The 26001-nt window shown below is 42.8% G+C and carries 22 protein-coding genes; 18 read left to right on the forward strand and 4 right to left on the reverse strand.

The window, feature by feature from the left end:
- Window positions 1–238 precede the first annotated feature (238 nt).
- The 10 genes from ACL9RM_RS25245 to ACL9RM_RS25290 all read left to right on the forward strand — a co-directional run bounded on the left by ACL9RM_RS25245 (window position 239) and on the right by ACL9RM_RS25290 (window position 11882).
- Window positions 239–940, forward strand: coding sequence for a response regulator transcription factor (locus ACL9RM_RS25245; RefSeq protein WP_250268298.1), 702 nt, complete (start codon window positions 239–241; stop codon window positions 938–940).
- Complete coding sequence (locus ACL9RM_RS25250; protein WP_250268299.1) at window positions 937–1923, forward strand: sensor histidine kinase; 987 nt, start codon at window positions 937–939, stop codon at window positions 1921–1923. The genes ACL9RM_RS25245 and ACL9RM_RS25250 overlap by 4 nt, the downstream gene beginning before the upstream one ends.
- 101 nt (window positions 1924–2024) lie before the next feature.
- Entirely contained in the window at window positions 2025–2804 is a 780-nt protein-coding gene (locus ACL9RM_RS25255) for an ABC transporter ATP-binding protein (protein WP_061830969.1), read from the forward strand.
- Window positions 2770–4782, forward strand: a complete 2013-nt coding sequence (locus ACL9RM_RS25260) for an ABC transporter permease (protein WP_250268301.1) — start codon at window positions 2770–2772, stop codon at window positions 4780–4782. Before ACL9RM_RS25255 ends, ACL9RM_RS25260 begins: the two co-directional genes overlap by 35 nt.
- A gap of 210 nt (window positions 4783–4992) precedes the next feature.
- Complete coding sequence (locus ACL9RM_RS25265; protein WP_250268303.1) at window positions 4993–6099, forward strand: TolC family protein; 1107 nt, start codon at window positions 4993–4995, stop codon at window positions 6097–6099.
- 35 nt (window positions 6100–6134) lie between these two features.
- A complete protein-coding gene (locus tag ACL9RM_RS25270; protein WP_250268305.1) occupies window positions 6135–7607 on the forward strand; it encodes an efflux RND transporter periplasmic adaptor subunit in 1473 nt (490 codons plus the stop codon).
- The gene (locus tag ACL9RM_RS25275; protein WP_061830961.1) at window positions 7604–8341 is read left to right on the forward strand and encodes an ABC transporter ATP-binding protein; all 738 of its coding nucleotides are present in this window, start codon (window positions 7604–7606) and stop codon (window positions 8339–8341) included. Before ACL9RM_RS25270 ends, ACL9RM_RS25275 begins: the two co-directional genes overlap by 4 nt.
- Entirely contained in the window at window positions 8338–9552 is a 1215-nt protein-coding gene (locus tag ACL9RM_RS25280; RefSeq protein ID WP_069291922.1) for an ABC transporter permease, read from the forward strand. The genes ACL9RM_RS25275 and ACL9RM_RS25280 overlap by 4 nt, the downstream gene beginning before the upstream one ends.
- Window positions 9553–9626: 74 nt before the next feature.
- On the forward strand, window positions 9627–10103 hold the full coding sequence (locus tag ACL9RM_RS25285) for an RNA polymerase sigma factor (RefSeq protein WP_250268306.1): 477 nt from the start codon (window positions 9627–9629) through the stop codon (window positions 10101–10103).
- A 177-nt stretch (window positions 10104–10280) separates the two neighbouring features.
- On the forward strand, window positions 10281–11882 hold the full coding sequence (locus ACL9RM_RS25290) for an alpha-amylase family glycosyl hydrolase (protein ID WP_250268307.1): 1602 nt from the start codon (window positions 10281–10283) through the stop codon (window positions 11880–11882).
- A gap of 363 nt (window positions 11883–12245) precedes the next feature.
- Here ACL9RM_RS25290 and ACL9RM_RS25295 read toward each other — a convergent pair whose 3' ends face one another.
- The 4 genes from ACL9RM_RS25295 to ACL9RM_RS25310 all read right to left on the reverse strand — a co-directional run bounded on the left by ACL9RM_RS25295 (window position 12246) and on the right by ACL9RM_RS25310 (window position 16673).
- The gene (locus ACL9RM_RS25295; RefSeq protein ID WP_250268308.1) at window positions 12246–12998 is read right to left on the reverse strand and encodes an HAD family hydrolase; all 753 of its coding nucleotides are present in this window, start codon (window positions 12996–12998) and stop codon (window positions 12246–12248) included.
- Window positions 12999–13028: 30 nt separating this feature from the next.
- On the reverse strand, window positions 13029–14078 hold the full coding sequence (gene gutB1, locus ACL9RM_RS25300; protein ID WP_069291925.1) for a 2-amino-2-deoxy-D-mannitol dehydrogenase GutB1: 1050 nt from the start codon (window positions 14076–14078) through the stop codon (window positions 13029–13031).
- 34 nt (window positions 14079–14112) lie between these two features.
- Complete coding sequence (locus tag ACL9RM_RS25305; RefSeq protein ID WP_250268310.1) at window positions 14113–15351, reverse strand: aspartate aminotransferase family protein; 1239 nt, start codon at window positions 15349–15351, stop codon at window positions 14113–14115.
- A 113-nt stretch (window positions 15352–15464) separates the two neighbouring features.
- Complete coding sequence (locus ACL9RM_RS25310) at window positions 15465–16673, reverse strand: MFS transporter (protein WP_250268311.1); 1209 nt, start codon at window positions 16671–16673, stop codon at window positions 15465–15467.
- A gap of 428 nt (window positions 16674–17101) precedes the next feature.
- On the opposite strand from ACL9RM_RS25310, the gene ACL9RM_RS25315 reads away from it, so the two are divergent.
- The 8 genes from ACL9RM_RS25315 to ACL9RM_RS25350 all read left to right on the forward strand — a co-directional run bounded on the left by ACL9RM_RS25315 (window position 17102) and on the right by ACL9RM_RS25350 (window position 25197).
- On the forward strand, window positions 17102–18010 hold the full coding sequence (locus ACL9RM_RS25315; protein WP_250268313.1) for an AraC family transcriptional regulator: 909 nt from the start codon (window positions 17102–17104) through the stop codon (window positions 18008–18010).
- 118 nt (window positions 18011–18128) lie between these two features.
- Window positions 18129–19193: a Gfo/Idh/MocA family protein gene (locus ACL9RM_RS25320; protein WP_250268314.1), complete on the forward strand. Its 1065-nt coding sequence runs from the start codon at window positions 18129–18131 to the stop codon at window positions 19191–19193.
- Window positions 19194–20244: 1051 nt separating this feature from the next.
- Window positions 20245–21273: a helix-turn-helix transcriptional regulator gene (locus tag ACL9RM_RS25325; RefSeq protein WP_250268316.1), complete on the forward strand. Its 1029-nt coding sequence runs from the start codon at window positions 20245–20247 to the stop codon at window positions 21271–21273.
- A 137-nt stretch (window positions 21274–21410) separates the two neighbouring features.
- Entirely contained in the window at window positions 21411–22205 is a 795-nt protein-coding gene (locus tag ACL9RM_RS25330; protein WP_250268317.1) for an SDR family NAD(P)-dependent oxidoreductase, read from the forward strand.
- Window positions 22206–22298: 93 nt separating this feature from the next.
- Window positions 22299–22601 (forward strand): putative quinol monooxygenase, encoded by a 303-nt coding sequence (locus ACL9RM_RS25335; protein ID WP_250261371.1) that lies wholly within the window; start codon window positions 22299–22301, stop codon window positions 22599–22601.
- Window positions 22602–23126: 525 nt separating this feature from the next.
- Entirely contained in the window at window positions 23127–23654 is a 528-nt protein-coding gene (locus ACL9RM_RS25340; RefSeq protein ID WP_250268318.1) for a GNAT family N-acetyltransferase, read from the forward strand.
- Between the two features lie 65 nt (window positions 23655–23719).
- Entirely contained in the window at window positions 23720–24046 is a 327-nt protein-coding gene (locus ACL9RM_RS25345; RefSeq protein WP_323873177.1) for an SAM-dependent methyltransferase, read from the forward strand.
- A 365-nt stretch (window positions 24047–24411) separates the two neighbouring features.
- Window positions 24412–25197, forward strand: coding sequence for an S-layer homology domain-containing protein (locus ACL9RM_RS25350; RefSeq protein ID WP_250268320.1), 786 nt, complete (start codon window positions 24412–24414; stop codon window positions 25195–25197).
- Window positions 25198–26001 lie beyond the last annotated feature (804 nt).

Consider the following 26001-nt stretch of genomic DNA (forward strand, 5'->3'; position numbering starts at 1 on the left):
AAAATCGTAAAAAAACCATTATAACAGTAATAGTTGTCGTTACTATAATTATATTGTTAATCACTCTGGTATTTGGCACCATGCATATTATCCGGGGTTCTATATACACCACCACGAAAACCTCCTAAATCTACAACCAAAGGGGATTAGATTGTTGTTATTGCTTGAATGATCAAATAAAGGCATTATAGAGAAATCAGTTGTTAAAAATTCAAGCACTAAGAAGGTAGAAAACATAATGCAAAAGATATTAATAGTAGAGGATGACCCTCAAATCAGCTCCTTGCTCCAATCCTATCTTGAAAAATATGGTTATCAAGGAGTTATTGTTTCAAATTTTGATAAAGTTTTAGTTGCCTTTCAAAAGGTGGAGCCTGATTTGGTACTACTTGATGTGAATCTTCCTCGTTTCGATGGATTTTATTGGTGTAGACAAATACGGACTCAATCTACATGTCCCATCCTTTTTGTGTCTGCACGCGATGATAAAATGGATCAGGTCATTGCTTTGCAAAACGGAGCAGATGATTACATTACGAAACCATTTTATCCCGAAGTACTGTTAGCCAAAGTAGAAAGTAATCTGCGACGTGCCTATGGTTCTTATGCCGTTGCTCCAAAATCACGTTCCTTAAAAGTGTCAGCTTTGACGCTATATCCCGATATTATGGAACTTGTGTTCCATGACAAGCAGGTCGAAATTAGCCAGAAAGAAGCAGCACTGCTAGAGCTATTAATGACGTATCCTAAACAGGTTGTGGGTAGAGTTCATCTCTTAGAGGCTTTATGGGATGATCACCAATATGTGGGCGAGAACACATTGAATGTTTATGTCACTCGTGTCCGTAAAAAGCTGAGCGAGCTAGGACTGGGGGATATCATAGAGACGGTTAGAGGGGCTGGCTATCGACTTCACTTGACTGAGGAGGATGAACGGTGAAGCTTTTTTGGCGTGACCATTTTTCGCTGGTGATTTTTAATATCATCCAACTTTTTCTTGTGTTAAGTATCTATTGGTTGGATGGTTACCGTAACTGGTCGACGGCCCTGTATTCCGTCTTTTTTGGGGCTTCCATATTGCTGGTTTATTTGCTCTTCCGATATGTCCTGTACTCTGGTTTATATCGAATATTATCCACTGCAAACCTAAGAGATTTAGATGAGCTTATTCAGATGAAGGTACTTAATCCGTTAGCCTCTTCTTTGCAACACTTGCTTTTACAATATTACCGATTGTATCAGTCTCGAATTCATCAGTTAGAGCATCAGCAGCGTGATCATATTACATTTATCAATCAGTGGGTTCACCAGATGAAAACTCCTCTTGCTGTTATTCATTTAATCCTCAGAGGAAAAATAGATCCTGAATCTGATCAGATTTACGATGAAATTGATCGAATGGGAAAAGGACTAGACATGATTTTATATATGTCACGGTTGGAATCCTTTGAACCTGATTTTCATGTGGAGCCTGTTGTATTACGAAAACTGGTTAGTGATGTGATCTATGATAACAAAAGACTATTGATTCGTAACGAAATTTATCCTTCCAATGAAGTGGACGAGCAGTTGTGTGTGATAACCGATGCCAAGTGGCTAAGATTCATAATTAACCAATTGATGACCAATGCGGTGAAGTATTCTTCAGGTCATGCCCACAGTCTGAAACTGATGTCTCACGTAAGAGATCATGTCATTGTGTTGGAAGTACAGGATGAGGGGATTGGTATCCCTAAAAAAGACGTAGAACGGGTATTTGAGGCTTATTACACAGGTGAAAATGGGCGGAAGTATCGTGAATCAACCGGGATGGGTCTCTATTTGGTGTCTGAAATCTGTAAAAGACTGAATCATAACATTCAGTTAAAATCGACGGTTGGTGAAGGGACGACGGTTCAAATTCTGTTTCCAATTCGCAAATGAGAAACCTTACAACAGATTTAAGGTTTTTGTAATGTTAATCGATCGCTTCACTTGTCTGGATGGATTATGATCATGACATAGGAAAGAGAAAGGAATGAATTATGGAGATTGTACGAATGGATCAAGTCACCAAAATATACTATGGCAAGGTTCCCTACCGAGCCCTTAACAACATCCATTTAACGATCAAACAAGGCGAGTTTGTTGGCATTATGGGGCCGTCTGGTAGTGGGAAGACTACGTTATTAAACATGATTTCAACCATTGATATGCCGACTTCTGGCGAGGTTTGCATTAAAGGGGAAAATCCACATCAGCTCAAGAAGGATAAGCTGGCTTTATTTCGTCGCAAAGAGCTGGGATTTGTATTTCAGGACTATAATTTGCTGGAAACTCTCACTTTGGGAGAGAACATACTGTTTCCTCTGATGCTGAATAAAAAAGGATTAAAGGAAATGGAGCACAAACTGGAAGAGGTAGCGAAGAAACTGGATATTATTGATATTTTGGATAAACGGCCTTATGAGGTGTCAGGGGGACAAAAGCAAAGGGCAGCTATAGGCAGGGCTATTATTCACTCTCCTTCACTCTTGCTCGCAGATGAACCCACTGGAAATCTCGATTCCATGTCTTCACGTGTTGTGATGGAAATGCTGGGGCTTATCAGTCGTGTGGATCATTCCACAATCGTGCTGGTAACACACGGAGCCGTGGAAGCCAGTTATTGCGATCGGGTTATTTTTATAAAAGATGGTGAGTTATATAATGAAATCCATCGTAGTCATAGTCAGCAATTATTTTTTCAAGAAATTATAGATATACTCTCCTTTTTGGGGGGAAGTAGACATGCGCATGAGCTTTCGTCTGTTAGCATGGAATAATCTCAAGCACAATGTGCGTGCTTATGTACCTTACTATGTAAGCAGCTCATTGATGATTTCGATTTTTTTCGTATATGCGATATTTATTTTTCACCCGGATGTCTCAGATGCAATCACAGCAGCTAATGTAAAAAAGGGATTACAAGTTGCTGATCTGTTGATTTTTGTGTTTTCCTTCTTCTTCGTATTATACACAAACCATATTTTTGTTGCTGCACGAAAAAAAGAATTTGGTATACTGACCATTTTAGGGACACATCACAGACAAATTTATTTTTTGGTCGCATATGAAAATCTAATTATAGGCTTTTTATCCTTAATTACCGGGATTATCGGAGGATTCGTTTCAGCGAAATTCTTTCTACTTTTGGGCTCCAATGTCATAGGAATGTATTTAACGTTTTATTTTCCTTGGAAAGCACTGGCTTTCACCGTGGTGGGCTTTATGTTTTTGTTTATATTGATCTCATTTGTGTCTGTTTTCTTCATACGCCATTTTAAATTACAGCAGCCTTTTAGCAAGATTTCACAGCTAAAAACGGATTTAAAAGCTTCATGGAGCCTGTCCTTTCTTGCCATAGTATTAATAGGAGCGGCTGTATATTTGATGAGGATTGATTTTCCACCCTACATTTATCTGGCACCGTATCGTTTGGGGACTCTTTCTTTTTATATATTACACTATTCAGTTGGAGACACATTTAAATATACAATTGTAATGGGATTTATTGGTGTTTACTTATTTTACACTCAATTATGTGTACTATTCATTCAATTGCTTAGAGCTAACAGGAAATGGTCTTGGAGCGGAATACGCTTATTATGGATATCTGAGATCACATACAAAATCAGGAATAATGCCGGGCTGTTTTCATTAATTACCCTAATTTCTATCATTTCCTGTGTAGGAGCAGCGTCAACGTTTGACTCCATGCAGCAGCAAAAAAGATTTCTTAAGGAGCAATCTTATTCATTTGCACTTACTTCTGATGTTGTAAGTTCTATAGAGCTTGAAAAAGAGATTGACCAAAATCTTCATACGGCTGGGGTAGATTATTCGAAAGGTGAAGTGTTGATCTTTCCCTTTCATGAACAGCTCGCGCCAGTGATGAAACAATCCAATTATGAGGCTCTTGCTTCCAGGTTTAAGGAGCTAAAACAGGCAGTAGCGCTTCGGGATCATCAAGGCTTTTTCATTTTTGATTCAAACGGGATGTCTTTAGAAGAACAGAAAACCTTTTTTGAAAAAAAGCTAACTTACAATCAAGGAAAATCTCAGATTATGAATATTCAGATTATGGATACTCAGAAGTTGGACCATAACTTAAAGTCTGATGAAAACATCATCTCTGAACTAGCACGGTTACTTGTTGTTCCAGATCGAACTTACGACCATTTAATTGAACAACGGTATTTCAATGATCCATTGGCATACAAATCTGTTTACTACTTTGTGCCAAAATGGAAGAATGGTCAACTTTCTTTAGATACTTCAGAAACTCAACAGGAGATATGGTTGTATTCCGTGTTGGCCCACAAGGTGAATAAAGGAGTGCTTAACTCTAGAGCAGTGGATTATTTGACATCGGAGATGGATCTGAATATTAGCGAATTTATTGGCGGATTTATCGCCATTATTATGTTGGCAAGCACTGTAAGTCTATTGTATTTCAGATTGTATGTAGATCTTCAACGGGATGAGGAAATATACCGAGCTTTATCGAAAATCGGACTAAACTCAAGAGAAATGAGACGAGCTGCATCCAGACAAATTGCTTTCTTATTTCTTCTGCCATTAGTCGTATCATCCATAGGAATAGTGCTTTGTTTATTTATGTCAGAACCATCTGGAATATATGTAGTACCCTTTCGCATTACGCTTATTCAGATTATGCTGTGCTTTTGGGCAATCCAATTCTTTTCCTTTCTTATTGTACGGTTCCTGTACCTTCGTCAATTGGATTTGAAGATGTTATAAGGAACGATAAGCTGTGTGTAAAAAAGTTGCAGAAGGGGAGGAGTGGTTCCTCCTTTCTGGAATCTCCACGGATTATAGACGATGCAGCTCTCAATTCGCGATTTCCTTGATGGGGAGTCATACAAAGAAATTGTAGTGTAGAGGAAGAATTGTAATTCATATAACAACGTATTTATTAGACTTAACAAACTTAGAAAGAGGGGGATATCTATGAAAAAAAGTGTGTTTATTTTATTGTTGTTGGCCTTATCAACCAGTTCTTTTTCAGGGTCCTTTGTTCAAGCAGAGGGGCAGCAATTGGCTTCCAATGCAAGTGTGAAACTAACATTGAGTCAAGCCCAGCAATGGGCACGGTCTAATAGCTTTAGTTTGAAAGAAGCCCAGCAAACGATAGATCGTAACCGGATTAACCTAAAAAATGCAGGTAAGAATCTGGATTTCATTCCAGCAGGTGCAGGCAACGGTGAAGAGGACGCGGCTAGTAGTTCTGCTTGGAAGGGGTATGCCTCATCGACGGTTTCTTATTTGGAATCCAAGAAGCAAATCGAACTTGCTCAAGATCAGACAGACTACACCACAATGAAGGACTATTACGACGTACTTTTGGCTGACAACAAAGTGAAGAGTAGTGAGGATGCACTTTCGCTTGCGTTATTGGAGGAAAAAGCTGCTGAGGCGAAAGCGAACCGTGGAAAAATTTCTCCAGGTGAACAAAGCACCATTATTCAGACTCGTTTAGAAGCTGAAAAGAATGTAGAGATTGTAAAATCTGCGCTGCAAAAAGCGTTAGAGGTGCTAAACACCCAAATGGGGCAGCCGCAAGGTACGGTATATGAACTGGTTGATCGACCCGCTTACCGGAAAATGGATAACACGAATTTGGATACGCTTGTGACGCGTGCAATCTCGGCGAGTCCTTCGGTATGGAGACAGGAGGAGGCTGTCAAGCTGGCCAAAATGGAAGTTAAATATTACACATGGAACTCGGGAACGGACGATTATGAAATTAAACAGATTGATGTAGACTCAGCGGAAGGCGGACTCAAAAATACCAAGGATCAATTGGCAGAATCACTAAAGAGTATCTACTTTAACTTACAGCAAAATGATGAACAATACGAACAAATGCAAAGTAATTTACAGAACGCTATTAAAGTGTTGGACATATCTCGTAAAAAAAGGGAACGTGGATTTGCCACAGGTACGGAGGTCGCCACGAATCAGTTAAAAGTGAAGCAAATTGAACGGAATAAGGATGAACTCATTATTCAAATGACAATGCTGCAACATGCTTTAAACAAACCGTGGAGCGTATAGGTTTTAGAAAAAATACATTTTAAGGGGATATAACATTGTCGGAAACAGAAAAGAAAGATGCATTGCAAGTGTTAAGAAGGAAAAAAAGATTGAAAGGGATCATAGGTATTCTTGTCTTGATTATTATAGCGGGAATTGGCGGTACTGTTTATATGAATAGAAGTCAGGAAAAGCCCGTGGAGGGTCCTGCGAACCAGATCGTACAGGTACAGAAAACAAACATGACCGAATCGCTTAAAGTAACTGGAACCGTTCAGGCTTCTAAGGAAGTCAATATCAATTTTACAAATGTTGAGGGTGCCAAGCTCATTGCCGTCAATGTTAAAGCAGGAGATAGTGTCAAAGCGGGTCAGGTGTTGGCTCGTTTGGATGATTCGGATTCCAAGTTACAAATTAAAAATGCTGAATCCAATGTAGCGATTGCCCGAGCCAAGGTGGAGGAAGCCAAGCGCGGACCAAAGTCTAGTGATATTGAGCTCCAGAAGGCAAATGTCCTAAAGGCGCAGATGGCGATTAAAACAGCCAAGGATTCCATGGAGCTGGAAGAAGTCGCTGCACAAAAAGTGGCGGCTAAGATGACTTTGGATAAAGCCCAGAAGGATTATGATGACCAGACTTATCTAGTCCAGAATGAAGCAGCTGCAGAAAGTGACCTGGCGACGGCCAAGCAAAACCTGGATAAGGCAAAATTGGATATGAATAATGTTGAACTTCAATACAAGAAGGCATGGAATCGACAAGTTCAGGCGATTGAGGATGCGGAAATGGGCTATAAAACAGCTTTAATACAATTAAAGGCAGCACAGTCCCCGCCTGATGCCTCCAATATTCAATCCGCACAGGCTTCTTTACAACAGGCTGAAACGGAATTGGAACAGAAGAAAAGTGTTCTGAACAAATTACAGGTTACGGCACCGTGGGATGGAATTATTTTGAAGGTTAATGGCGATGTGGGTACCAGTCCTACAGCACCTTTCATTGTTATGAACAACTCCAATACAGGCGTTATGAAGGTTAGTGCCAAGGTTAACGAAAGTGACATTGCTAAAATGAGGACTGGGCTCCAGGCTACGTTACACACGAATTCATTCCCGGACAAACAATTTAAAGGCGAAGTCCTCTTTGTTTCTCCAGAGCCGGTTACGGAATCCAATGTGACTACATACAAAATTGAATTGTCTTTGGATAGTCAAAAGATAAGACTACAACCAGGGATGAACATGGATGTATCACTCCTCTTGGCTGAACATAAAGATGCGTTGTCTGTTCCATTGTTCGCATTGAGATCCGAAGGTGGAGTGGATGGAGTATATGTAGCGAAGAATCCGGCTAACCCTGCAGATTATGAATTCAGACCAGTGAAGCTGGGGGTCTATACAGCGGATCAGGCCGAAATCAAGTCTGGTGTCAAGGAAGGCGAAACCATTGTTATTCCGCCCCAGGGTGGTAGTGCTGGTCCAAATGGCAGTCAAGAGGGTCAAGACCCTGATGGAGGTCAGGCACAATGAACGAAGTTCGTTTGAATAAAAGCGTTATTGAAATTAAAGAACTTAAAAAAATATATGAGGTGGGCGGTCAGGAGATTCAAGCTCTGCGTGGTGTTGATTTATCTATTAGCGAAGGTGAGTTTGTTGCCATAATGGGTCCCTCTGGTTCGGGTAAGTCCACTATGATGAATGTCATTGGTTGCCTCGATCATCCTGATACGGGGAAGTATTATTTGGATGGGTATTCCATTTTGGATGCTCGTGAGAACGAGCTTTCCGAGATTCGAAATCAGAAACTGGGTTTTGTGTTTCAGAAATTTTATCTACTTCCCCGAACTACAGCATTAGCTAATGTAGAGCTACCTATGATGTATGCAGGTATACCTGCCAAGGAACGCCGGGAACGAGCTGTGGAGGCGCTTCGAAGTGTAGGGCTTGCAGAACGGATGTACAACAAGCCTAATGAGCTATCTGGTGGTCAGCAGCAACGTGTCTCCATCGCGCGTGCGTTGGTGAATAATCCTGTTATTCTGCTGGCGGATGAGCCAACGGGGGCACTAGATACAAAGACGAGTGTCGAGATTATGGAGCTGTTTCAAGGTTTGAATGAACAGGGGAAAACCATTGTCTTGGTTACTCATGAGCTGGAAATTGCCGAATATGCCAAGCGCCTGATCAGCTTTCGAGATGGGAATATTGAGCGGGATGAGAGCATTATGAATAGAAGAATTTCATCAAGGATGGCAAGCCTATGAATTTAATGGAAACGATCCGTGTATCAATTAACAGTTTAACAACCAATAAGCTACGCTCCTTTTTAACAATACTCGGTATTATTATCGGGGTGGCAGCGGTTATTGCCATTATGGCGATTGGAAACGGCTCTACAACCCGCATAAAGGCGGAAATTAATAAATTAGGGAATAACGTATTGATGGTTGCGCCAGCTATGACAATGGTCGATGGTGAAATAGATTATGACAACACTCCATCGTTTACTTGGGCTGATGTCGAGGCGTTGGAACAAAAGAATTCCATAGATGCATTGATGCCAAATATAACGAGCAATTCAAAAGCTACGTGGGGGCGATACAACTATAACGCCACTATTGTAGGGACTTCCGCTTCATTCTATAAAGTCAAAAAGTTTTCCTTTGCCGAGGGCAGAACATTTACCAACGATGAGATGGATAAACGCATGAATGTCGCCATTCTTGAAAGTCAGGCGGTTCAACGTCTTTTTGGTGGAGATACCCAAAATGTATTGGGACGAACGTTTCAAATTAAACAGATCCCTTTCAAGGTAATTGGAGTATTAAATACTCAGCCAGTAACGAAATTAAGCTACAGCACTAATGAACAAATTTACATCCCTGCTACAACCATAATGAACCGTCTGGGTGAGAAGAACATTACAGGATTGGACGTATCCGCCAAGTCACCAGCTTTGATGGATCAGGCTCGTTCAGACATATTGGAAAGCTTGCGTTTAACGCACCAGCTAAAACCCTCGGAACCGGATCAATTTCAAATTATGAGTCTGTCAGAAGCAGCAGGTGCTGCTTCAGGTGTAGATAATATCATGACCAGCTTGCTAGGAGGTGTAGCCGCGATATCGCTCGTGGTAGGGGGAATCGGAATTATGAATATTATGATGGTGTCGGTTATAGAGCGTACAAGAGAAATCGGTATTCGAAAAGCTATTGGCGCCAAGCCGAGAGATATTATGATTCAATTCCTATCTGAAGCGGTCATCTTTGGTCTATTAGGAGGTACAATCGGGGTTGTAACAGGCATAGGGGCATCCAAAATACTTGAGGCAACTGCACATATGACCATTGAATTTACGATCTCGCCTATCATATATTCGTTTCTTAGCTCTGCGGGCACAGGCATCCTATTTGGAGTATACCCGGCTTATAAAGCAGCAAGTTTGAAGCCTATAGATGCATTGAGATACGAATAATAAGCAGGGATATGAATCTAAAACTATCAAGTAACGTACCGATTTAAATCAAAACAGAAGGGATAAGCAATAATATGGATATTAAAGATGTGGAGGATCTATATTTATCTTGCAAATCAGATCTCTTTGGATATCTATTGAGGATATTGCATAACAAACAGGATGCCGAAGATTTGTTGCATGAGTGCTTTATTCGGTTTATAAGAGCTTCACCTGACTTGCCTCAAGATCGTATTCGATTTTATCTTCTGAGAATTGCCAAAAATTTAGCTATAGATTTAATAAGAAAACGGAAAAAGATAGATGAATATAACTTACGTAAGGAGCTGCTTTACTATCACTGGGATACCCTCGATTTTGAAATTCAGGAGGAGGTCAATCGAATTCTTTTGATGGCAAGTAATACCGAGCAAAGGACGGTACTTGAATTGCGTGTAGTCCGAGGATACTCCATAAAAGAAACGGCTAGAATCTTAAACAAGAGTGAAAATTCAGTAAAGTCTTCGCTGCACAGAGCTTCAAAACGCATTAAATTAAGATATATTTCCTGAACTGATTTGGATGAAAAGCGGAGTAGACATAGAGTCTGCTCTTTTTTTGCTTGATACAGAGATATAACAATAAGATCGATATTTTCCACCATAATAGATAATAAATATCCCCTTTTTTTGGATTGTTTCTATTTATAATGAAAGCGCACCCATAACAATCAAAGGAGCTGATTTGTTTTGACACGTAACAAACGCTTAAGAAGATTGTCCACCGCCATGTTAACGGTGCCTATGCTCACGATGTTCGCTTCAGGTGCAATGGCAGAGCAGGAATTGAACAGACATAAGCCTCCGGTTTCTACTGGAAGCGGCGTATTTTATGAAATTTATATCAATTCTTTTTATGATTCGAATGGAGACGGACACGGTGATTTGAAAGGAATCACACAAAAACTTGATTACTTAAACGATGGCAAACCCCATTCGGGTAAGGATTTGCAGGTCAGCGGCTTCTGGCTTATGCCCCTAAATCTATCTCCAAGCTACCATAAATATGATGTAACTGATTACTATCAGGTGGACCCGCAGTATGGGAGTCTAAATGATTTTCGCACCTTGATGAAAGAAGCGGACCGAAAGGGCGTCAAGGTGATCATGGACCTTGTTATCAATCATTCGAGCAGCGAGCACCCATGGTTTAAGGAGGCCAGTGCCAACCCACAAAGCAAATACCACAACTATTACGTATGGGCGGATGAGAACACAGATCTGGAAGAAAAGGGATCTTGGGGTCAGCAGGTATGGCATAAGAATCCGAACGGCGAAGGATATTTCTACGGTACATTCTGGTCGGGCATGCCGGATCTGAACTTTGACAATCCCGAAGTCCGCAAAGAAATGATCAAAGTAGGCAAGTATTGGCTGCAGCAGGGTGCAGACGGGTTCCGGCTTGACGCGGCGATGCATATTTTTAGAGGACAGACGAAGGATGGTGCGGATAAGAACATCGCCTGGTGGAATGAATTCCGTTCCGAGATGGAGAAGGTGAATCCAAATGTATATCTGGCAGGAGAGGTATGGGACAAACCGGAGACCATAGCTCCTTATTTCGGACCACTCCACTCCCTATTTAATTTTGACCTGGGTGGAACGATTTTGAACTCCGTGAAAAACGGCCGAGATCAGGGTATCGCGACATTCGCCGAGAAAACGCTGCAACTGTACAAATCGTATAATAAGGCAGCACTCGATGCTCCGTTCTTGAGCAACCATGACCAGACCCGTGTCATGAGCGAACTGGGCGGGGATGTGCGAAAAGCCAAGCTGGCCGCTTCCATTCTTTTGACGCTTCCGGGTCAGCCTTTCCTGTATTACGGGGAAGAAATCGGCATGAAGGGAGAGAAGCCTGATGAGTATCTTCGTGAGCCTATGCGCTGGTACAAGGGAGATGGCCCTGGTCAAACGACGTGGGAGAAACCCAAATACAACACAGGCAAGGTATCGGTGGAAGCGCAGCTGAGGGACGATGATTCCTTACTGGAGAGCTATCGCACACTCATCCGTCTGAGGGAAGAACATGAAGCTTTACGTAGCGACAGTCTGCAACCTATACAAGCAGGTTCTGCCAGCGTGACCGCGTTTAAACGTACTTCAGGCAAAGAAACAATGTATGTATATCATAACCTGTCTGGAGAGCCGGTTACCTTGCAGATAAAAGGTTTCGATAAGGGTAAATGGAAAGTGATCTTTTCCACCTCAAAGGATGTAAAGGTGAAGAAAGGAACAGTTACAATTCCGGCTTACAGTTCTCTAATTACCGAAGAAGACAGAAAGAGCTGAATATAGGGCAAAATTACCGTTCAGATGAAGCAGGATATATATCGATGAATCCAGTTTGGGGTGTTAACAGCACCCCATTTTTCTATATAAGTTTTGCTGCATACGAATAGAGGATTTAAAACCGTCAGGAGATCAGTTATATGCCAAAAAGACAGTTTTTACGACAGTTGTGTGTTGAACCGGGAAATTACTCGTTTCAACTAGACCACTTGGATGCAAAGCACGCCCCTTAGAGTACACACAGGGAAGGATAAATGACATTCTCCCGTGTATATTCCAAGGGGCATTATTTAATACCCTCAATCATAGTAAAGATCGGACGATTCCATATAATTATAAAGGGGGTATACCTTCCGGTACCTTTCAGCTCTTGCTCTTAGCAAGCAACTGCTCATCGAACGGTAGATTCTCTTTGATCGCCCACAGGTCGTCATAGCTGAGAATCCAGCGATCGGCTCTGGACAGATCCTGCCGGCCGGAGCCGGGGTTGTGAAAGCCGATGCAGTACATTCCTGCACTTTTGGCTGCCTGGACCCCGTTCTGTGAATCCTCAATAACGATGCAATGGGCCGGTGCAATGCCTAGCTGCTCGGCGGCGTATAAGAAGATGTCCGGTGCAGGCTTACCCTGCAATACCTCTTCACCGGTGATTCGAATGTCGAAGTAACGGCCAAGTCCTGTTTTTTCCATAATGAGATCAATCAGCGCCCGTGGAGAGGAAGAGGCCACCGCGACCGGAATCCCTTTCTCTTTCAGCCAGTCCAGCCACCGCTCCAGTCCGTCAATCGCCACAAGGCCCTCGTGCGCAATCATCGTCTGCATCACATTTTTTCGGTGATAGGACAGGGCCTCTTCCACCGTATTGGTGAGCTGATGCCTGTTCAGCACTTGACGCCACATGGATTCGAGTGTCACTCCGACATAGGTGTGATGCTCTTCTTCCGTCATGGGCGCACCAAAATGGGCAAAGGAGCTGCGCTCGATCTCAAAATAAATCGGTTCGCTGTCTACTAGCACCCCGTCCATGTCGAAGATGACTGCTTTGACCGGAACGGACGCTGATAGGTCTCCTGTGCATTCATTATTGGTCGGTGTAACATGATGGATGCTCGTCATGTCCATTCTCTCCCTTGTTAGTAGCTAAATTTAGTTGCCGGAGCCATTAGATTGCAGTACAATCTTGATCGCCTGAGACGAAGGCTGAAGTGTCCGCTCGCTGATATTGCATCCAAGCGTCTTAAAGGCTTCATGGTAGTCATCAAGCGGATACGAGTGGGTTATGATTTTTTTGGCGGGAATGATTTGTTGCTCAATCAGGTAATGCGCCGTGGAGAACGTGCCCAGAGAATCAATCGAGCCGATGATTTTAAGGCTACGGTCAACTACCTCTTTCGGATTAAACGAACTTATCCCATCTCTCAGCCCCACCAGCATCAAATACCCGCCGCTCGCAAGCTGGCTTAGTACCTCAGTGCCGACCACTCCTGTGGTATCCACAATCATGTCCACCTGATTTTTTAACGGAGCCAGCTCATGAATGGCCGACTCCAGTGTGGCGTGCGCGGACCACCGTTCGGGAGCAATAGAATCCGCTATAGCGAGCCGTTCCTCCGAGATGTCAACAAGGCAACCAGTTATGCCTTTCGAAGCAAGAGCATAACTGTACAGAATCCCGATCGGACCTGCGCCTAAAATAACGGTTGTGAAGTTCGGCAGCAGGTGAATCTGGTTGATTCCGGTCAGCATACAGCTCAGCGGTTCGGTCAGCGTCGCTTCTTCGTAGCTGATATGGTCCTTCAGCTTGTACAAAAAACGGTCCTCAGTCACATAATAATCGGTGAACGTACCGTCGGCGCTAACTCCGGTCTCGGTTACGGATTTGTGTGTGCAATGATTCTGTCTTCCTGTCCGGCACATTTCGCATTGGCCGCAGTAGTATGTTGGATCAATCACCACCCGGTCCCCAGGCTGCAGTGAACTGACGGCTGATCCTACAGCGATCACATCCCCCGCTGATTCGTGGCCCAAGATAGTGGACGGAACGGCATGATATTTGCCACTAATGATACCTAGGTCCGTACCGCATACGCCTGTCGCCCGAATTCGGACGAGTACATCGTTATCTTTTTTTATCTCCGGGATAGGTCTTTCCTCAAGTGCGACATCCCAAGCCGATTTGTATACCAGTGCAAGCATGAATAATTCCTCCTTTTGCCTGTTAGGCAGATGGTTAGTGAAGGGTAGCAAGAACGGCATCTAGCCGTTTAACAATTTCGACAATCTCATCTACTGTAGCCGTGAGAGAAGGTCTCACTTTGACCACATTGCCATAACCGTAACGGGAGCCTCTGAGAATCAGCTGCTGTTCGGCAAAAGCGCGGTCGATAATCGCATTGCTCTTAACTGCGTCTGGGGCATTATCCTCGTCGACAATTTCCAGTCCCCACATCAAGCCGACGCCGCGAGCCTCACCAATACAATCGTGCTTGTCGGCCATCTCCGTCAGCAGGGTTCCGAGCAGGCTTCCTTTGGACCGAACGGCTTCCAGAAAACCGGGTTCAGATACAACCTCTAGCGTGGCTTTAGCTGCCGTAACCGAGATTAGATTACTACCTGAGGTGAAGGAGTGCTCGTGCTTCTCGAGGACATTAAGACGAGACTGCATCAATACTGCTGCTACCGGTACACCAATGCCGCCGAGACCCTTGGCGAGAGTAATGATATCTGGCTGGATATCAAACAGTTCACTTGCAAACATATAGCCTGTCCGCCCAATCCCGGTCTGCACCTCATCAGCGATTAGGATCAGCCCGTACTCGTTGCACAGCTGACGAAGACGCTTAAAATATCCTGCAGGTGGGATGATATTGCCTCCGTTGCCCAGGATGGGTTCAATAATCATACAGGCCACAGAACCTGAGCTTGCATACTCAATAGCATCCGATATGGCTTCGACGCATTGATAGCCACACTTGTCAGGCGAAGAATTAAACGGGCAGCGATAGCAGTAGGGAGCAGGTACATGAAGGGAATTTGCTGCAGCCGAGTTGGGAAACTTCCTCCGCCGGAAGGCGTTGCCGGATATGCCTGTTGCGAATTGGGTCTGCCCATGATGGGATAGATACAGGCTGATTATATCGAGCGCTCCCGTGTATTTCTGGGCTAGCTTCACAGCGCATTCGTTCGCCGTAGAGCCCGTAATATCTCTCATCCATCCCGCGTCAATGCCGTTCGGCGTATACTGGATCAAATGATCCAGGACTTCCTCGACATAGGGCTCGGTAAAGGATGAGGACATGTGGGCAAGATTGGCGACTTGTTCCTGTACTTTGGTGACGACATGAGGGTGATTATAACCGAGTGAGAGATTGAAGGTGCCAGATACGCCATCTAAATATTCCTTACCTGAATCGTCAATCAGAGTAATGCCTTTTCCGTATCTGAAGCGTTCTTTGGTTAAGGTATGCACGATGTTCCCCTCCATATCAGAATATACATTCTCATTAAGTACATCCTTAAAAAATGTACTGCCCTGCTACTACATAAAGCGGTGGGCCTCACCTCCCCCAAGAATAAAGAATCTCATCCTTCCTTGCCCTGATGGACAAGGGAGTCAACTACCCGTCTGCTCCTGCTATTCCACAGATACGAGAAAATGACTGCCAGCAGCAAAATTAGGCTGAAAGCCGCCAAAATCCAAAGGGTAGCCGTCACCGACCATTCGCTCATGCTCCAGCCTGTTACATATTGAAGCACTGCTCCGCCAATTCCGCCTGACGCAATTAGAATGCTGGTCGTTCTCTCGGTCATTCCCGGAATCAGCACGTTCGCATAGACGAGGGCAATACAGAAGAGACCGGACATGAATAACCCTGCACCAAAAATCAGAAGGTATGTAGCCCACTGACTGGAGACAAACGCCATTGCGACCAGAAAGCAGAAAGTTCCGATTCCGCTCCACAGCAGGAAAGGAATATATCCTGCGGACTCTGCAATCTTCCCTGAGAACATGCGGCCGATGATCATCGCAATCCATAGTATACTAACACCCAACGAAGCTACGGATTCCCGAATCTGCAGGGTCTCGATCAGAATAGAGGGCAGGAAGTTCATGAGCCCCAGTTCAAGCCCCATGTAAACAAAGAAGAATACAATGAATATTCCCAGTAACACACGGTGCTGTACAGAGTACCGGGCTTGTTCGACCGATCGCTCAGAGGTTTGGAGATCTGCTTGGATAAGGTGGGAAGAGGAGGAAGTAGGCATGGTAATCCAGAATAGCCCCAGAATAAACGTCAGAAGGGAGATGGTGTAGAAGGTCAAATACCACATTCCAAGCCAGATATACAGGCTTACCACTGCGGGAATGAGCAGTGCACCAAGTGCAAAATAGACATCCAGCTTGGACATGGCTACGGCTTTCTGCTCTTCGGTGAACTCAATCGTGAACGCTCCGATGGACGACTCAATGATGCCTGAGCCGAAGCCAACCCAGATGGTCATCACGATAACCCAGGTCCATGAGGGGAGTACACCCAAGATGGCATACCCTGCTACGATACTAACCAGGGCAATGGACAGCATAGACTTGCGACCGATGTGTAGAGCCATGAAGGGGGAGAACAGAACACCGACAAGAAATCCGAAAAACTGAAGGAACAACAATAATCCGCCATCGCTGTACCCCAGTCCATAGTAAGGCAGTAGGACCGGCAGTAATGCTCCAAGCACCACACTAGTAATGCCGATTAACAGATAGAAAGCACAACTTAAAGCGAATAGTCTCTTCAAGGTCCGTCCCTCCATAAGTCTATATTTTTTATATGGATTCTGTTGCATTACTAGATTATACCTTTATCTTGGAAATGTATATACGTATTTATATAAAAAATGTAAAAATAATCGTTCGACAATTTTACACGTAATAAGATCAGCCCAAATTGTTTTCGGGCGCCAAACCGCTCATAATTGAGGCATAACTTTGTGTTTGCAAAATTAGGTTAGTAAGGATACCTAACAGTTGTTTTACTTAATACAACTATGATTGATAGGGTAGGAAAAAGAATGTTAACCGCTTACAATTCAAAAGAGAGAGGGAATTTTATTCGAAAGTCGAGAAGGAGAAAAATGAAAAGAAAAGAAGGAATGCAGTGCAGCATAATTATCAATAGTCATGTGTACGGCTTTTTTGAACTTTACAACAAAAGGAGTCTACCAAAATGAATTTTTATTTAGAAATCCCGGAGCTTGACCGACATTTTCCTTTCCGGAGTTTTATTAATAAAGGCGACGTGCTTTGCTATCCTCATTGGCATAAAGAAATTGAAATTATTTATGTGACCCAGGGAACCTTGGATCTGGGAATTAACGATATTTCGATACGCATGAAACAAGGTGAAGTTCAGTTTATAAATGGGGGTGATGTTCATTATTTCTTGGCTTCTCCCGACAGCGAACGGGTGGTTATTCAATTTGATCTGAGCTTTTTTCAAGAGGTTTCCACATTAAGTGATCAGAAACGCCCTCTTAGAACTATATTTACGGAGATGGAGCAATCAAGCTGGAACTGGCCAGAAGAAACAGCAGCTAAAATGCTTCCTCTGATTCAAAGCATTTATGATGAGAACGTCAACCACCACGAAGGTCATGCCTATATGATCAAAGCGAAGTTGTTTGAGATGTTGACTCTTATTATGCGTGAAGTGCCGAGAAGCATGGCGCCAAGGCTTCCTGAAATCTCTGAAAGACCCTTAACACAATCAAAGGACACCCTTTATAAACTGGAACGTATTTTTGAGTATGTGGAATGTCATTATCATGAAACCATTTCGCTGAAGAATGTCGCTGATTATATGGGGTTCAGCCCCTATTATTTCGCCAGGCTATTTAAGAAGAATACGGGGATGACCTTTGTAGCATTTTTGAATGATTACAGACTGAATAAGGCAAAATGGATTTTGTTGAATGAAAACAATCCGATCACTGAGGTCGCAGAGGCAGCAGGGTTCAGTAGTGTAAAGACGTTTCATCATCTCTTTAAAGAAGCAACAGGAACATCACCATTGAAATACCGCAGGACAATATTCGGGAATAAAACAGCAAGAAATGAGGAGGAAAGCTTTTCATGAGATTTGTATGATAGAGCTATCCGATGAAGTGAAGGGAGAGTTACGCAGGACATTAAGATTTATTGATCTATGAGCAACCACTTGATATGCGGTGGGCTTAAATCAGGAGTGGAGGAAGATGAAAATGGGCAATCGTATATACAATGTAGTCATTATCGGTTATGGAGGCATGGGAAGCTACCATGTTCAATTGATCGAATCTAATCAGCAACTTGCCGTTGGCGGTGTATATGATATTGTCGATTACCGAATGGAACTGGCTGCGGCTGCCGGCTATAAAACCTATGCCAGCCTGGATGCCGTCCTTGCCGATCAGGCCGTGGATATTGTTTTGATAGCAACACCTAATGATGTTCATAAGGAAATCGCGATCCAGGCACTGCAAGCCGGAAAACATGTCATTTGTGAAAAGCCGGTTACGATAACGAGCGCGGATTTATTGGACATTGTTGAGGTGGCGAAGAAAGAAAATCGTGTGTTTACAGTACATCAGAACCGTAGATGGGATGAAGACTTCCGAATTATTAAAGATATAATTGGCAATAAGACCGTAGGTGATCTTTTCCACTTGGAATCGCGAGTTCAGGGGGCTAATGGCATCCCAGGTGACTGGCGGCAACTAAAGGCGTATGGAGGAGGAATGCTACTGGATTGGGGAGTACATCTGTTGGACCAGCTGCTTCAGATTACGGACAGCAAAATAGAAAGCGTAGCTGCTACCCTTAGCTATATTTTGGGGACTGAAGTGGATGACGGCTTTACCAGCTTTATTGAGTTCAAGGACGGTCTGACCGCAGTCATTGAAGTGGGTACAACCAATTACGTAAAGCTGCCGCGCTGGTATATTAAAGGAACTGAAGGAACCGCAATGATTAGAGATTGGGATTTGAGTGGAGAGATCGTCACCCGAAATCCAGATGTCGCTCACGTGGAACCCAAGCCGATTCAAGCAGGTCAAGGATTGACGAAAACGATGGCGCCGCCGTCTGAGGAATCCACCCTTAGGTTCCCGATTGAGAAAATACCTGCTGCTGCGGAAAGCTTTTATGAGAATTTTGTCTCCACCATCGAAGGAAAAGCGGAGATTGCGATCAAAAATGAAGAAGTACACCGTGTATTGTTGCTGATTGAGACGATTTTTGAGGCGGCAGCAACCAAAAGCGTGATTCGAAGAACTATTTAAATCCGCTCTATTTTTCGATCCGTCATAAGAGAGAGATATAGGATCCTGGAGAGAACCAAACAGTATTGATCTAATGAAATTTTGGGATGCATTTAAGTAATCAGTAAACCTTTGAAATGGTGAGCAAAATAATTTTGCCCACCATAAAACCAAGTGGGTATCGCTCCACAACCGAATTCTATTGCTTGATCATTTTTAAGTTGCTGAGATTTCGAATAGGTTTAATTTACACGTAAAGAGAAAAGAAGTTTTTACATAAAATCCGCTATTTCCTCCTTATAAATCAACATATTCTACTCTGAATTCTTCCATAAAAACATAAAATAATCCATGAGAGTGATAGAATAATCATTTGTACGAGAAAAGAGGAAGGGAGAGATCGTCACGGGGATACTTGTATTAACATCTGTAATTGTTGTAACGCCGATCAATGCTGATCAATGCAAAAAACGTTGATGCGGACCCTTCGAACAACCGAGGTGGTGCGAATCATGTTTCAAGCGGCAATGCAGCCAACAGTGATCCAATGAGAGTCACCAGGTGCAACCTACCAAGATTTGATTAATGCTGCACACGATAAAGATATAAAATCATACAGGATGTTGTGTACAACTACTCTAGCCGCTGGGGTGCAAAAGGTTTATTGTACTTGATCTCCCGGATAATCCTGCCTCCGGTAAGATCGGTGAAAACGGGCCTTTCTTGAAGCCTTAATTTTTAAATATAAGAAGCATGAAGGAATGACATTCCTAGGAGTGTCGTGATTTGAGGTTTTAAAAACACACTCATAAACATATGGGTGTGTTTTTTGGTGTTGAGGATGAGTCGTTCATGCCATTAACAGAATTTTATTATGATTAAGTAATTCGCCATATTCCTCTTCATTGATTGAAAGTAGCACAGATAACAAGAAGATGTAACATTTTTCGCAGCTTAGTACGTTAATGTAGACACCTTAACGTACTTAAGAGTATTCTTATGTGTACTTAAGAGGGACCCCATCGCAACCAAAACTAATGTATATGCAAGTAGATAAAGGAGGCCCATATATATGAATTCTCATACCTCTGACCGTATTAAAATCCCGCCAGGATTGTGGGCAGGATTATGTCAGTTAGGGTTTGGCGCCCACGACGTAGCTCGCAAAGCACGATTGCCGATCACCATTAGTACTGAAACAGTAGTCACCACCGCTCAATATTTCGCGATTTGGCAGGCATATTCTGATCTCATTGGTGACACTGCACAAGGAATCATCAAGCTTGCGACCGTCTTTGATACAGCGAAGTACCCACCGACTGTCTTAGCGACTTACCATGCTCGGGACTACCGCGACGCTCTAAACCGAATGGCTCGGTACAAACAACTCTGTCCCCCGGAAAACCTACATATCACTGAGAAGGGCGAGCACTGTACAATTGATCTGGAATGGCTGTCTCCCGAGCAATCTGGCCCGCCGATGCTGGTGGGTATTACGCTGGCTTGTCTTCTGGAGATTGGACGCCGGGGGACAGGTCAACCTTTGACAGCGCAGCTTGTTGAATTTTCGCACTCCATGGGCGATGTACAAGCCCTTGAAGCATTCTTCGGCTGTCGCATCCGAATTGGTGCAAAATGTAACCGATTGACGCTACATCGAAGAGATCTGGATCGTCCCTTTGTCTCGTACAACAAAGAGTTGCTGGAAATCCTGACTCCTGCTCTGGACCGATCGCTGGATGAGCAGCAGCGCAGCCGCTCAATTACTGAGATGGTCAAATGGATCCTGAAACGTAGCCTTACAGGAGGGCGTCCTGACATTCAGGCTGTGGCGAAGGAGCTCAGTATGAGCGATCGTACCTTGCAGCGCCGGCTTACTGACGAAAATACGAGCTTCAAGTTTCTATTGACACAAGCTAGGCATGAGCAGGCACGAGAGTACTTGGCAGACCCCTCGCTCGATATTAAAGAGGTGGCATTTTTGATTGGATATGAAGACCAGAATTCGTTTTACCGCGCCTTCCGCCAATGGGAGGGTGATACACCTTCAAATTGGCGGACTGAACACTTAGGTACAAACTCGATATCAGGAGCACGTTAGGACTGCCTAATGAGTTTTATCATTTGGCGTGTTAAACAAGAACTTTGGCGCAATATGCTAGTTACTGGACAATCCAGACAAGATAATATAATCACTATCCAGAGCACAAGACTGTTTTAAAAAAGGAGAAGTGTATTATGGATATGGGATTAAAATATAAAACAGCTTTAGTTACAGGATCAACGAAAGGCATAGGTAAAGCAACTGCCATTGAACTAGCCAAAGAAGGTGTTAATGTACTAATTAATGGACGAAATTATGAAGAGGTAGAACGAACTGTAAATGAAATTAAGTCAAATTTCCCAGCTACCTCCCCTCAAAATGCGACAGCCGATATTGTGGATATTGGACAAAGAGAAGCTTTATTTGAAAAATACTCTAGTATTGATATTTTGGTTAACAATACGGGCATTTATGAAATTATGCAATATGAGGACGTAGACGATGAAGTATGGGAAAAATACTTCCGTACTAACGTTCTTGCTGCAAATGGATTATCAAAGTTTTATTTACCTAAAATGTTGAAAAATGATTATGGCCGCATTATTTTTATTGCGAGTGAAGAAGCAATTATGCCTTCAGGACAAATGCCGCAGTATTGTATGACAAAATCTATGTTGTTATCATTGTCAAAAAGCTTATCTAAATTAACAATAGGGACAGAAGTTACAGTCAATACGATCATGCCAGGACCAACACTCTCTGAGAATGTGCACCAAATCATTGAGAGTATGTATCCTCATGAAAATATGACTTTTTCAGAAAAAGAGAAAGATTTTATGGTTACAAACCTGCCTCAATCTGAAATACAGCGATTTATCAAGCCTATTGAAATAGGTAGACTAGCTACATTTGTATGTAGTCCTTATGCATCTGCATTTAAAGGTTCTCCAATCCGTATGGATGGGGGAATGGTACCGACTATTTTTTAGCGCTTGTGGAGAAGCTTGCTGAAATTAGCGCTGACATTGCGGAACATTATAATAAGATGAAGTCAAATATCACTCGATGGTAGGATGAGGATCATGAACCATTTTGCTATGTATGGAAAGTTGACGGCACGTCCAGGGCAAAGGGACGCTCTTGCAGACATCTTGCTAGAAGCGGCCGATCTGTTGAAGTCGAATAATGACTGCTATTTGTATATAGTCAATGTGTCAGACGACGACCCGAATGCGGTGTATGTGACCGAACTGTGGAAAGATGCAGATGCCCATGCAGCCAGCCTTAAGAACGAAGAGGTACTGGCGTCGATACAACGCGGCCGATCGTTGATTATTGGAGCGGAGCCCATTAAACTGCGTGCTCTAGGGGGAAAAGGCCTGTAGGGTCATGATGCAGTTGCTGCTACCACTGCAGCCGATCACTCGGTTGCTTTTAAGCTAACCAGCAGGATAGTCCTAATGAAACGCTTTTGTAACATGTGAAAGGTTGGCAGATAAAATTGGCCCTGGTATAATAAGGGTAATTCACTAAGGAGAGATTTTTTTGTCTGGAGCTGTTCTTTACTAATCCAATTCCATAAAAAGAGGTTTTCATGCACCTACTATTCGTCTGCCCAATTTTTGTATTACGGGTGGGGATTTGAAAGCTTCGGAATTAGTTAAGAACAACGGATATTACCAGATCCTTAGGGATACCTGTTATAATGAGTCCAATCCGTGCTGGTTCAGCGCGGATTTTTTTGTGGCTAAATAGCAGGTGATATGAGGGTAGGAATGACGTATGTTCATTCCTGCCCTTTTCTAATTTTAGCAAAGGGGGATAGAAGGGAATTACTCCAATTTGGTCAAATACAACCAGACTTCTTGAATGAAAGTTTCAATCTAAGTAAGTAGAAAGGTGGACATTACATGAAACTTCAAACGAATCGGCTCATATTAAAAACACTTGATCTTAATTTAATCGAAGCAGCAGCCCAACGTGATATAGGTGCTATTGAAGCTTTGGGTTATAAAACCAGTGATGAATGGCCGGGTCCTGATTTCTTTGAAGCTTTACCTTATTTTCGAGAACTTTTGATAAAAAATAATGGCACTAGAGGTTTTGACTCTTGGATCATTGTGGAGAAGGATACCCAAGAAATTGTTGGAGGGATTGGTTTTTTAGGAGATCCTGATCAGAACGGTATGATTGAGATCGGTTTTGCAACGAATGAAAGTCATCGCCGCAAAGGCTATTGCTATGAAGCCGCTCAAAAATTAATAGAGTGGTCCTTAAATCATGAAGAAGTCCAAATCGTAACGGCAAGATGCGTACCTGACAATAACAGCTCTAAGAATTTGTTATTGAAGTTAGGATTTCAAATTGATCACAAAGATGAAGAATTGCTTTATTGGAAATATCAAATGAAGAAAGTAGGAGGGGGTCAGCAGAAATGATCCGTCGAGATCTAGATGACGTAGATTTCATAAGAGCAAATTTAATGGGGCCTAGTTCGATTATCATGCTCGAGGAGCTATCGAAAAATTTGATTCTGCAGAAAGGAATGCGAGTGTTGGATTTGGGTTGTGGGACCGGACTTACTTCTATCTATCTGGCGCAAAAGTTTGACATAACCGTATTTGCTGTCGATTTATGGATTAGTGCATCTGAAAACTATAGAAGATTCAGAGAGTTTGGTTTGGAAAGCCAAATTATCCCCATTCATGCAGATGCCTGCCACTTGCCTTTTGCAGAGCAATACTTCGATGCAGTTATAAGCGTAGATGCGTATCAATATTTTGGAGCGAATGAGCTTCCCAGTCCTATGGGGTGGAATTCGCTAAACTAACTAAAAACGATAGTTCAACGCTACCAAAAACAGCCGAGCGCTCGGCTGTTTTTTAACTAACGGGCAGATTACACTAATGCAGATTCCTCATCGCATGAAGCGGTTAATCGATGCTAGGGTCGAACTTACAGGCTTAGGTCAGAAGAGTAAAAAGCGAGAACGGCCCATGAAGGCCTCCACAAGCTTTCTCAATTCCCGACGGGTATACACGAATATTTCAAACACTGATAGTCGATATTCCAAAATACTGTTTAACATTGCTTTTTTTCTCTCTAATATCATCATTTTCTTTTGAAATGCCGATATAAAATTGAGTCTAGAGAACTATTTTATACATAAATTTTACCTAAAGGAAGTGGAAAGAGATGTTGAAAAAGAAATGGCTTATCACCCCGTTGGTTGCGACGACACTGTTTTTCGGTCAATCTGCATTCGCGGCAAACACGTTTCCTGATGTGGAAGGAACAAAATATGAATGGGCTACCGAATCGATTCGTTCCATGGTCGACAAGGGCGTTGTCAAGGGCTATGCAGATGGGACCTTCAAGCCAAGCAAAACCATAACGAAAGCGGAATTTGTACATATGTTTCACAAGCTTTTTCCAGAAATCGATCATTCTTCGGGCGAACCTTCGGACTTTGTGGATGCGCGTAAACACTGGGCGAATAAAGATTTTGCAGCAATATTCAACGGGGACTACGTCTGGCCGTATGCTGAAAGTGTTGGCGGGAAATATCCAAACTATCAATTCTATGTCAAACCTGACAAACTATTGACCCGCTGGGATGTGATGATGATCGCCTCTCTTCGGACGGATTATACCAATCAGACGCTTCATCCTGAGATTGAGGAAGTGATTTCCGCAGCTGCGCAGTACAAGGATATGAAAGTTCGTCAGGCCAATTACAATGACAATTTCTCGGCCTACTATCCGGTGCTGTACATCGACAAGACTGGAGAAGAGTACAACTATGATGGAGATTCCCAGGATCAAAAGGCAGAAGCATTCTACACCCTAACAAAGATGGGAGTCCTTACTGCTAATGAAGGATACCTTCACCCAAAAGCGCTAGTCACACGGGCTGAAGCTGTTACCATTTTACAGCGCTTGTACGAAGCTACAACGAAGTCAGTGGAGGATCGACACTAGCCGCTTGCACATTGTAGCCATTAAGGAAACTGCATAAGGAGATAAATCGCTTTGCATTTTTCTACTTATTTAGTTACGTATCTATGACGACGCCTAACCGTCGATTACTGTCGAATGAAACAATGTTTAAAAGTCGCCAAATTGGCGGCTTTTTTGTTTTAACGATAGATGCCAGTCAATAGTTTAGAACATGAAATTTTCATGTAAATTCATTAAAAAGCTGAAAACAATTCCTTTTTTTAAACAAAAGAGGGTATTGTTTTTGTTTATAAAATATATGTATTATATATCACTGTACTTTAATTCATTTTAATGTTTATAATAAATTAATAGCCTTAATCTATGTTTTACTACACTCATCTATGATGCTGAAGTTTCTAAGTATCAAGCCTGAACTTTCAGCACTCTCCATTTTTTTACACTTCCAAGTCTACTTACGCACTTTTTATTTCTAACTACATCATGAAACTCAAAAACGATTTACTTTAACATGTCGATTACTGTTTGTTTGTGGCAAGACATTTTGTTGTTTTTGCTGTATCTATTTTAAATACATAGGAATGTGAACATCTGGATCCCATAAATATTTGTTTTATCGCTTTTTTTATGGTGAGGAAAGGGGTTGGACATGAACCGCATGACTTTGCTTTTTTCGGGACAAGGGTCTCAATATGTCGGGATGGGAGCGACATGGCATGATGGTTTTTCAGAGGCAGGTCACATTTTTGAAGAGGCTGCTGATATTTTGGGGTATGATTTGAAAACTTTATGTATGGAAGGACCCATCTCTCAATTATCGAGAAC

The sequence above is a fragment of the Paenibacillus sp. S29 genome, from assembly GCF_049319765.1.
Classification (GTDB): Bacteria; Bacillota; Bacilli; order Paenibacillales; family Paenibacillaceae; genus Paenibacillus; species Paenibacillus polymyxa_B.

What these genes read in the sequence shown, in the direction of transcription:
- gutB1 (WP_069291925.1), bottom strand. Translation starts at nt 14,078, where the DNA reads ATGCTTGCACTGGTATACAAATCGGCTTGGGATGTCGCACTTGAGGAA.
- ACL9RM_RS25315 (WP_250268313.1), top strand. Translation starts at nt 17,102, where the DNA reads ATGAATTTTTATTTAGAAATCCCGGAGCTTGACCGACATTTTCCTTTC.
- ACL9RM_RS25330 (WP_250268317.1), top strand. Translation starts at nt 21,411, where the DNA reads ATGGATATGGGATTAAAATATAAAACAGCTTTAGTTACAGGATCAACG.
- ACL9RM_RS25295 (WP_250268308.1), bottom strand. Translation starts at nt 12,998, where the DNA reads ATGACGAGCATCCATCATGTTACACCGACCAATAATGAATGCACAGGA.
- ACL9RM_RS25340 (WP_250268318.1), top strand. Translation starts at nt 23,127, where the DNA reads ATGAAACTTCAAACGAATCGGCTCATATTAAAAACACTTGATCTTAAT.
- ACL9RM_RS25275 (WP_061830961.1), top strand. Translation starts at nt 7,604, where the DNA reads ATGAACGAAGTTCGTTTGAATAAAAGCGTTATTGAAATTAAAGAACTT.
- ACL9RM_RS25280 (WP_069291922.1), top strand. Translation starts at nt 8,338, where the DNA reads ATGAATTTAATGGAAACGATCCGTGTATCAATTAACAGTTTAACAACC.
- ACL9RM_RS25320 (WP_250268314.1), top strand. Translation starts at nt 18,129, where the DNA reads ATGAAAATGGGCAATCGTATATACAATGTAGTCATTATCGGTTATGGA.
- ACL9RM_RS25285 (WP_250268306.1), top strand. Translation starts at nt 9,627, where the DNA reads ATGGATATTAAAGATGTGGAGGATCTATATTTATCTTGCAAATCAGAT.
- ACL9RM_RS25350 (WP_250268320.1), top strand. Translation starts at nt 24,412, where the DNA reads ATGTTGAAAAAGAAATGGCTTATCACCCCGTTGGTTGCGACGACACTG.
- ACL9RM_RS25335 (WP_250261371.1), top strand. Translation starts at nt 22,299, where the DNA reads ATGAACCATTTTGCTATGTATGGAAAGTTGACGGCACGTCCAGGGCAA.
- ACL9RM_RS25345 (WP_323873177.1), top strand. Translation starts at nt 23,720, where the DNA reads ATGCTCGAGGAGCTATCGAAAAATTTGATTCTGCAGAAAGGAATGCGA.
- ACL9RM_RS25245 (WP_250268298.1), top strand. Translation starts at nt 239, where the DNA reads ATGCAAAAGATATTAATAGTAGAGGATGACCCTCAAATCAGCTCCTTG.
- ACL9RM_RS25325 (WP_250268316.1), top strand. Translation starts at nt 20,245, where the DNA reads ATGAATTCTCATACCTCTGACCGTATTAAAATCCCGCCAGGATTGTGG.
- ACL9RM_RS25265 (WP_250268303.1), top strand. Translation starts at nt 4,993, where the DNA reads ATGAAAAAAAGTGTGTTTATTTTATTGTTGTTGGCCTTATCAACCAGT.
- ACL9RM_RS25255 (WP_061830969.1), top strand. Translation starts at nt 2,025, where the DNA reads ATGGAGATTGTACGAATGGATCAAGTCACCAAAATATACTATGGCAAG.
- ACL9RM_RS25260 (WP_250268301.1), top strand. Translation starts at nt 2,770, where the DNA reads ATGCGCATGAGCTTTCGTCTGTTAGCATGGAATAATCTCAAGCACAAT.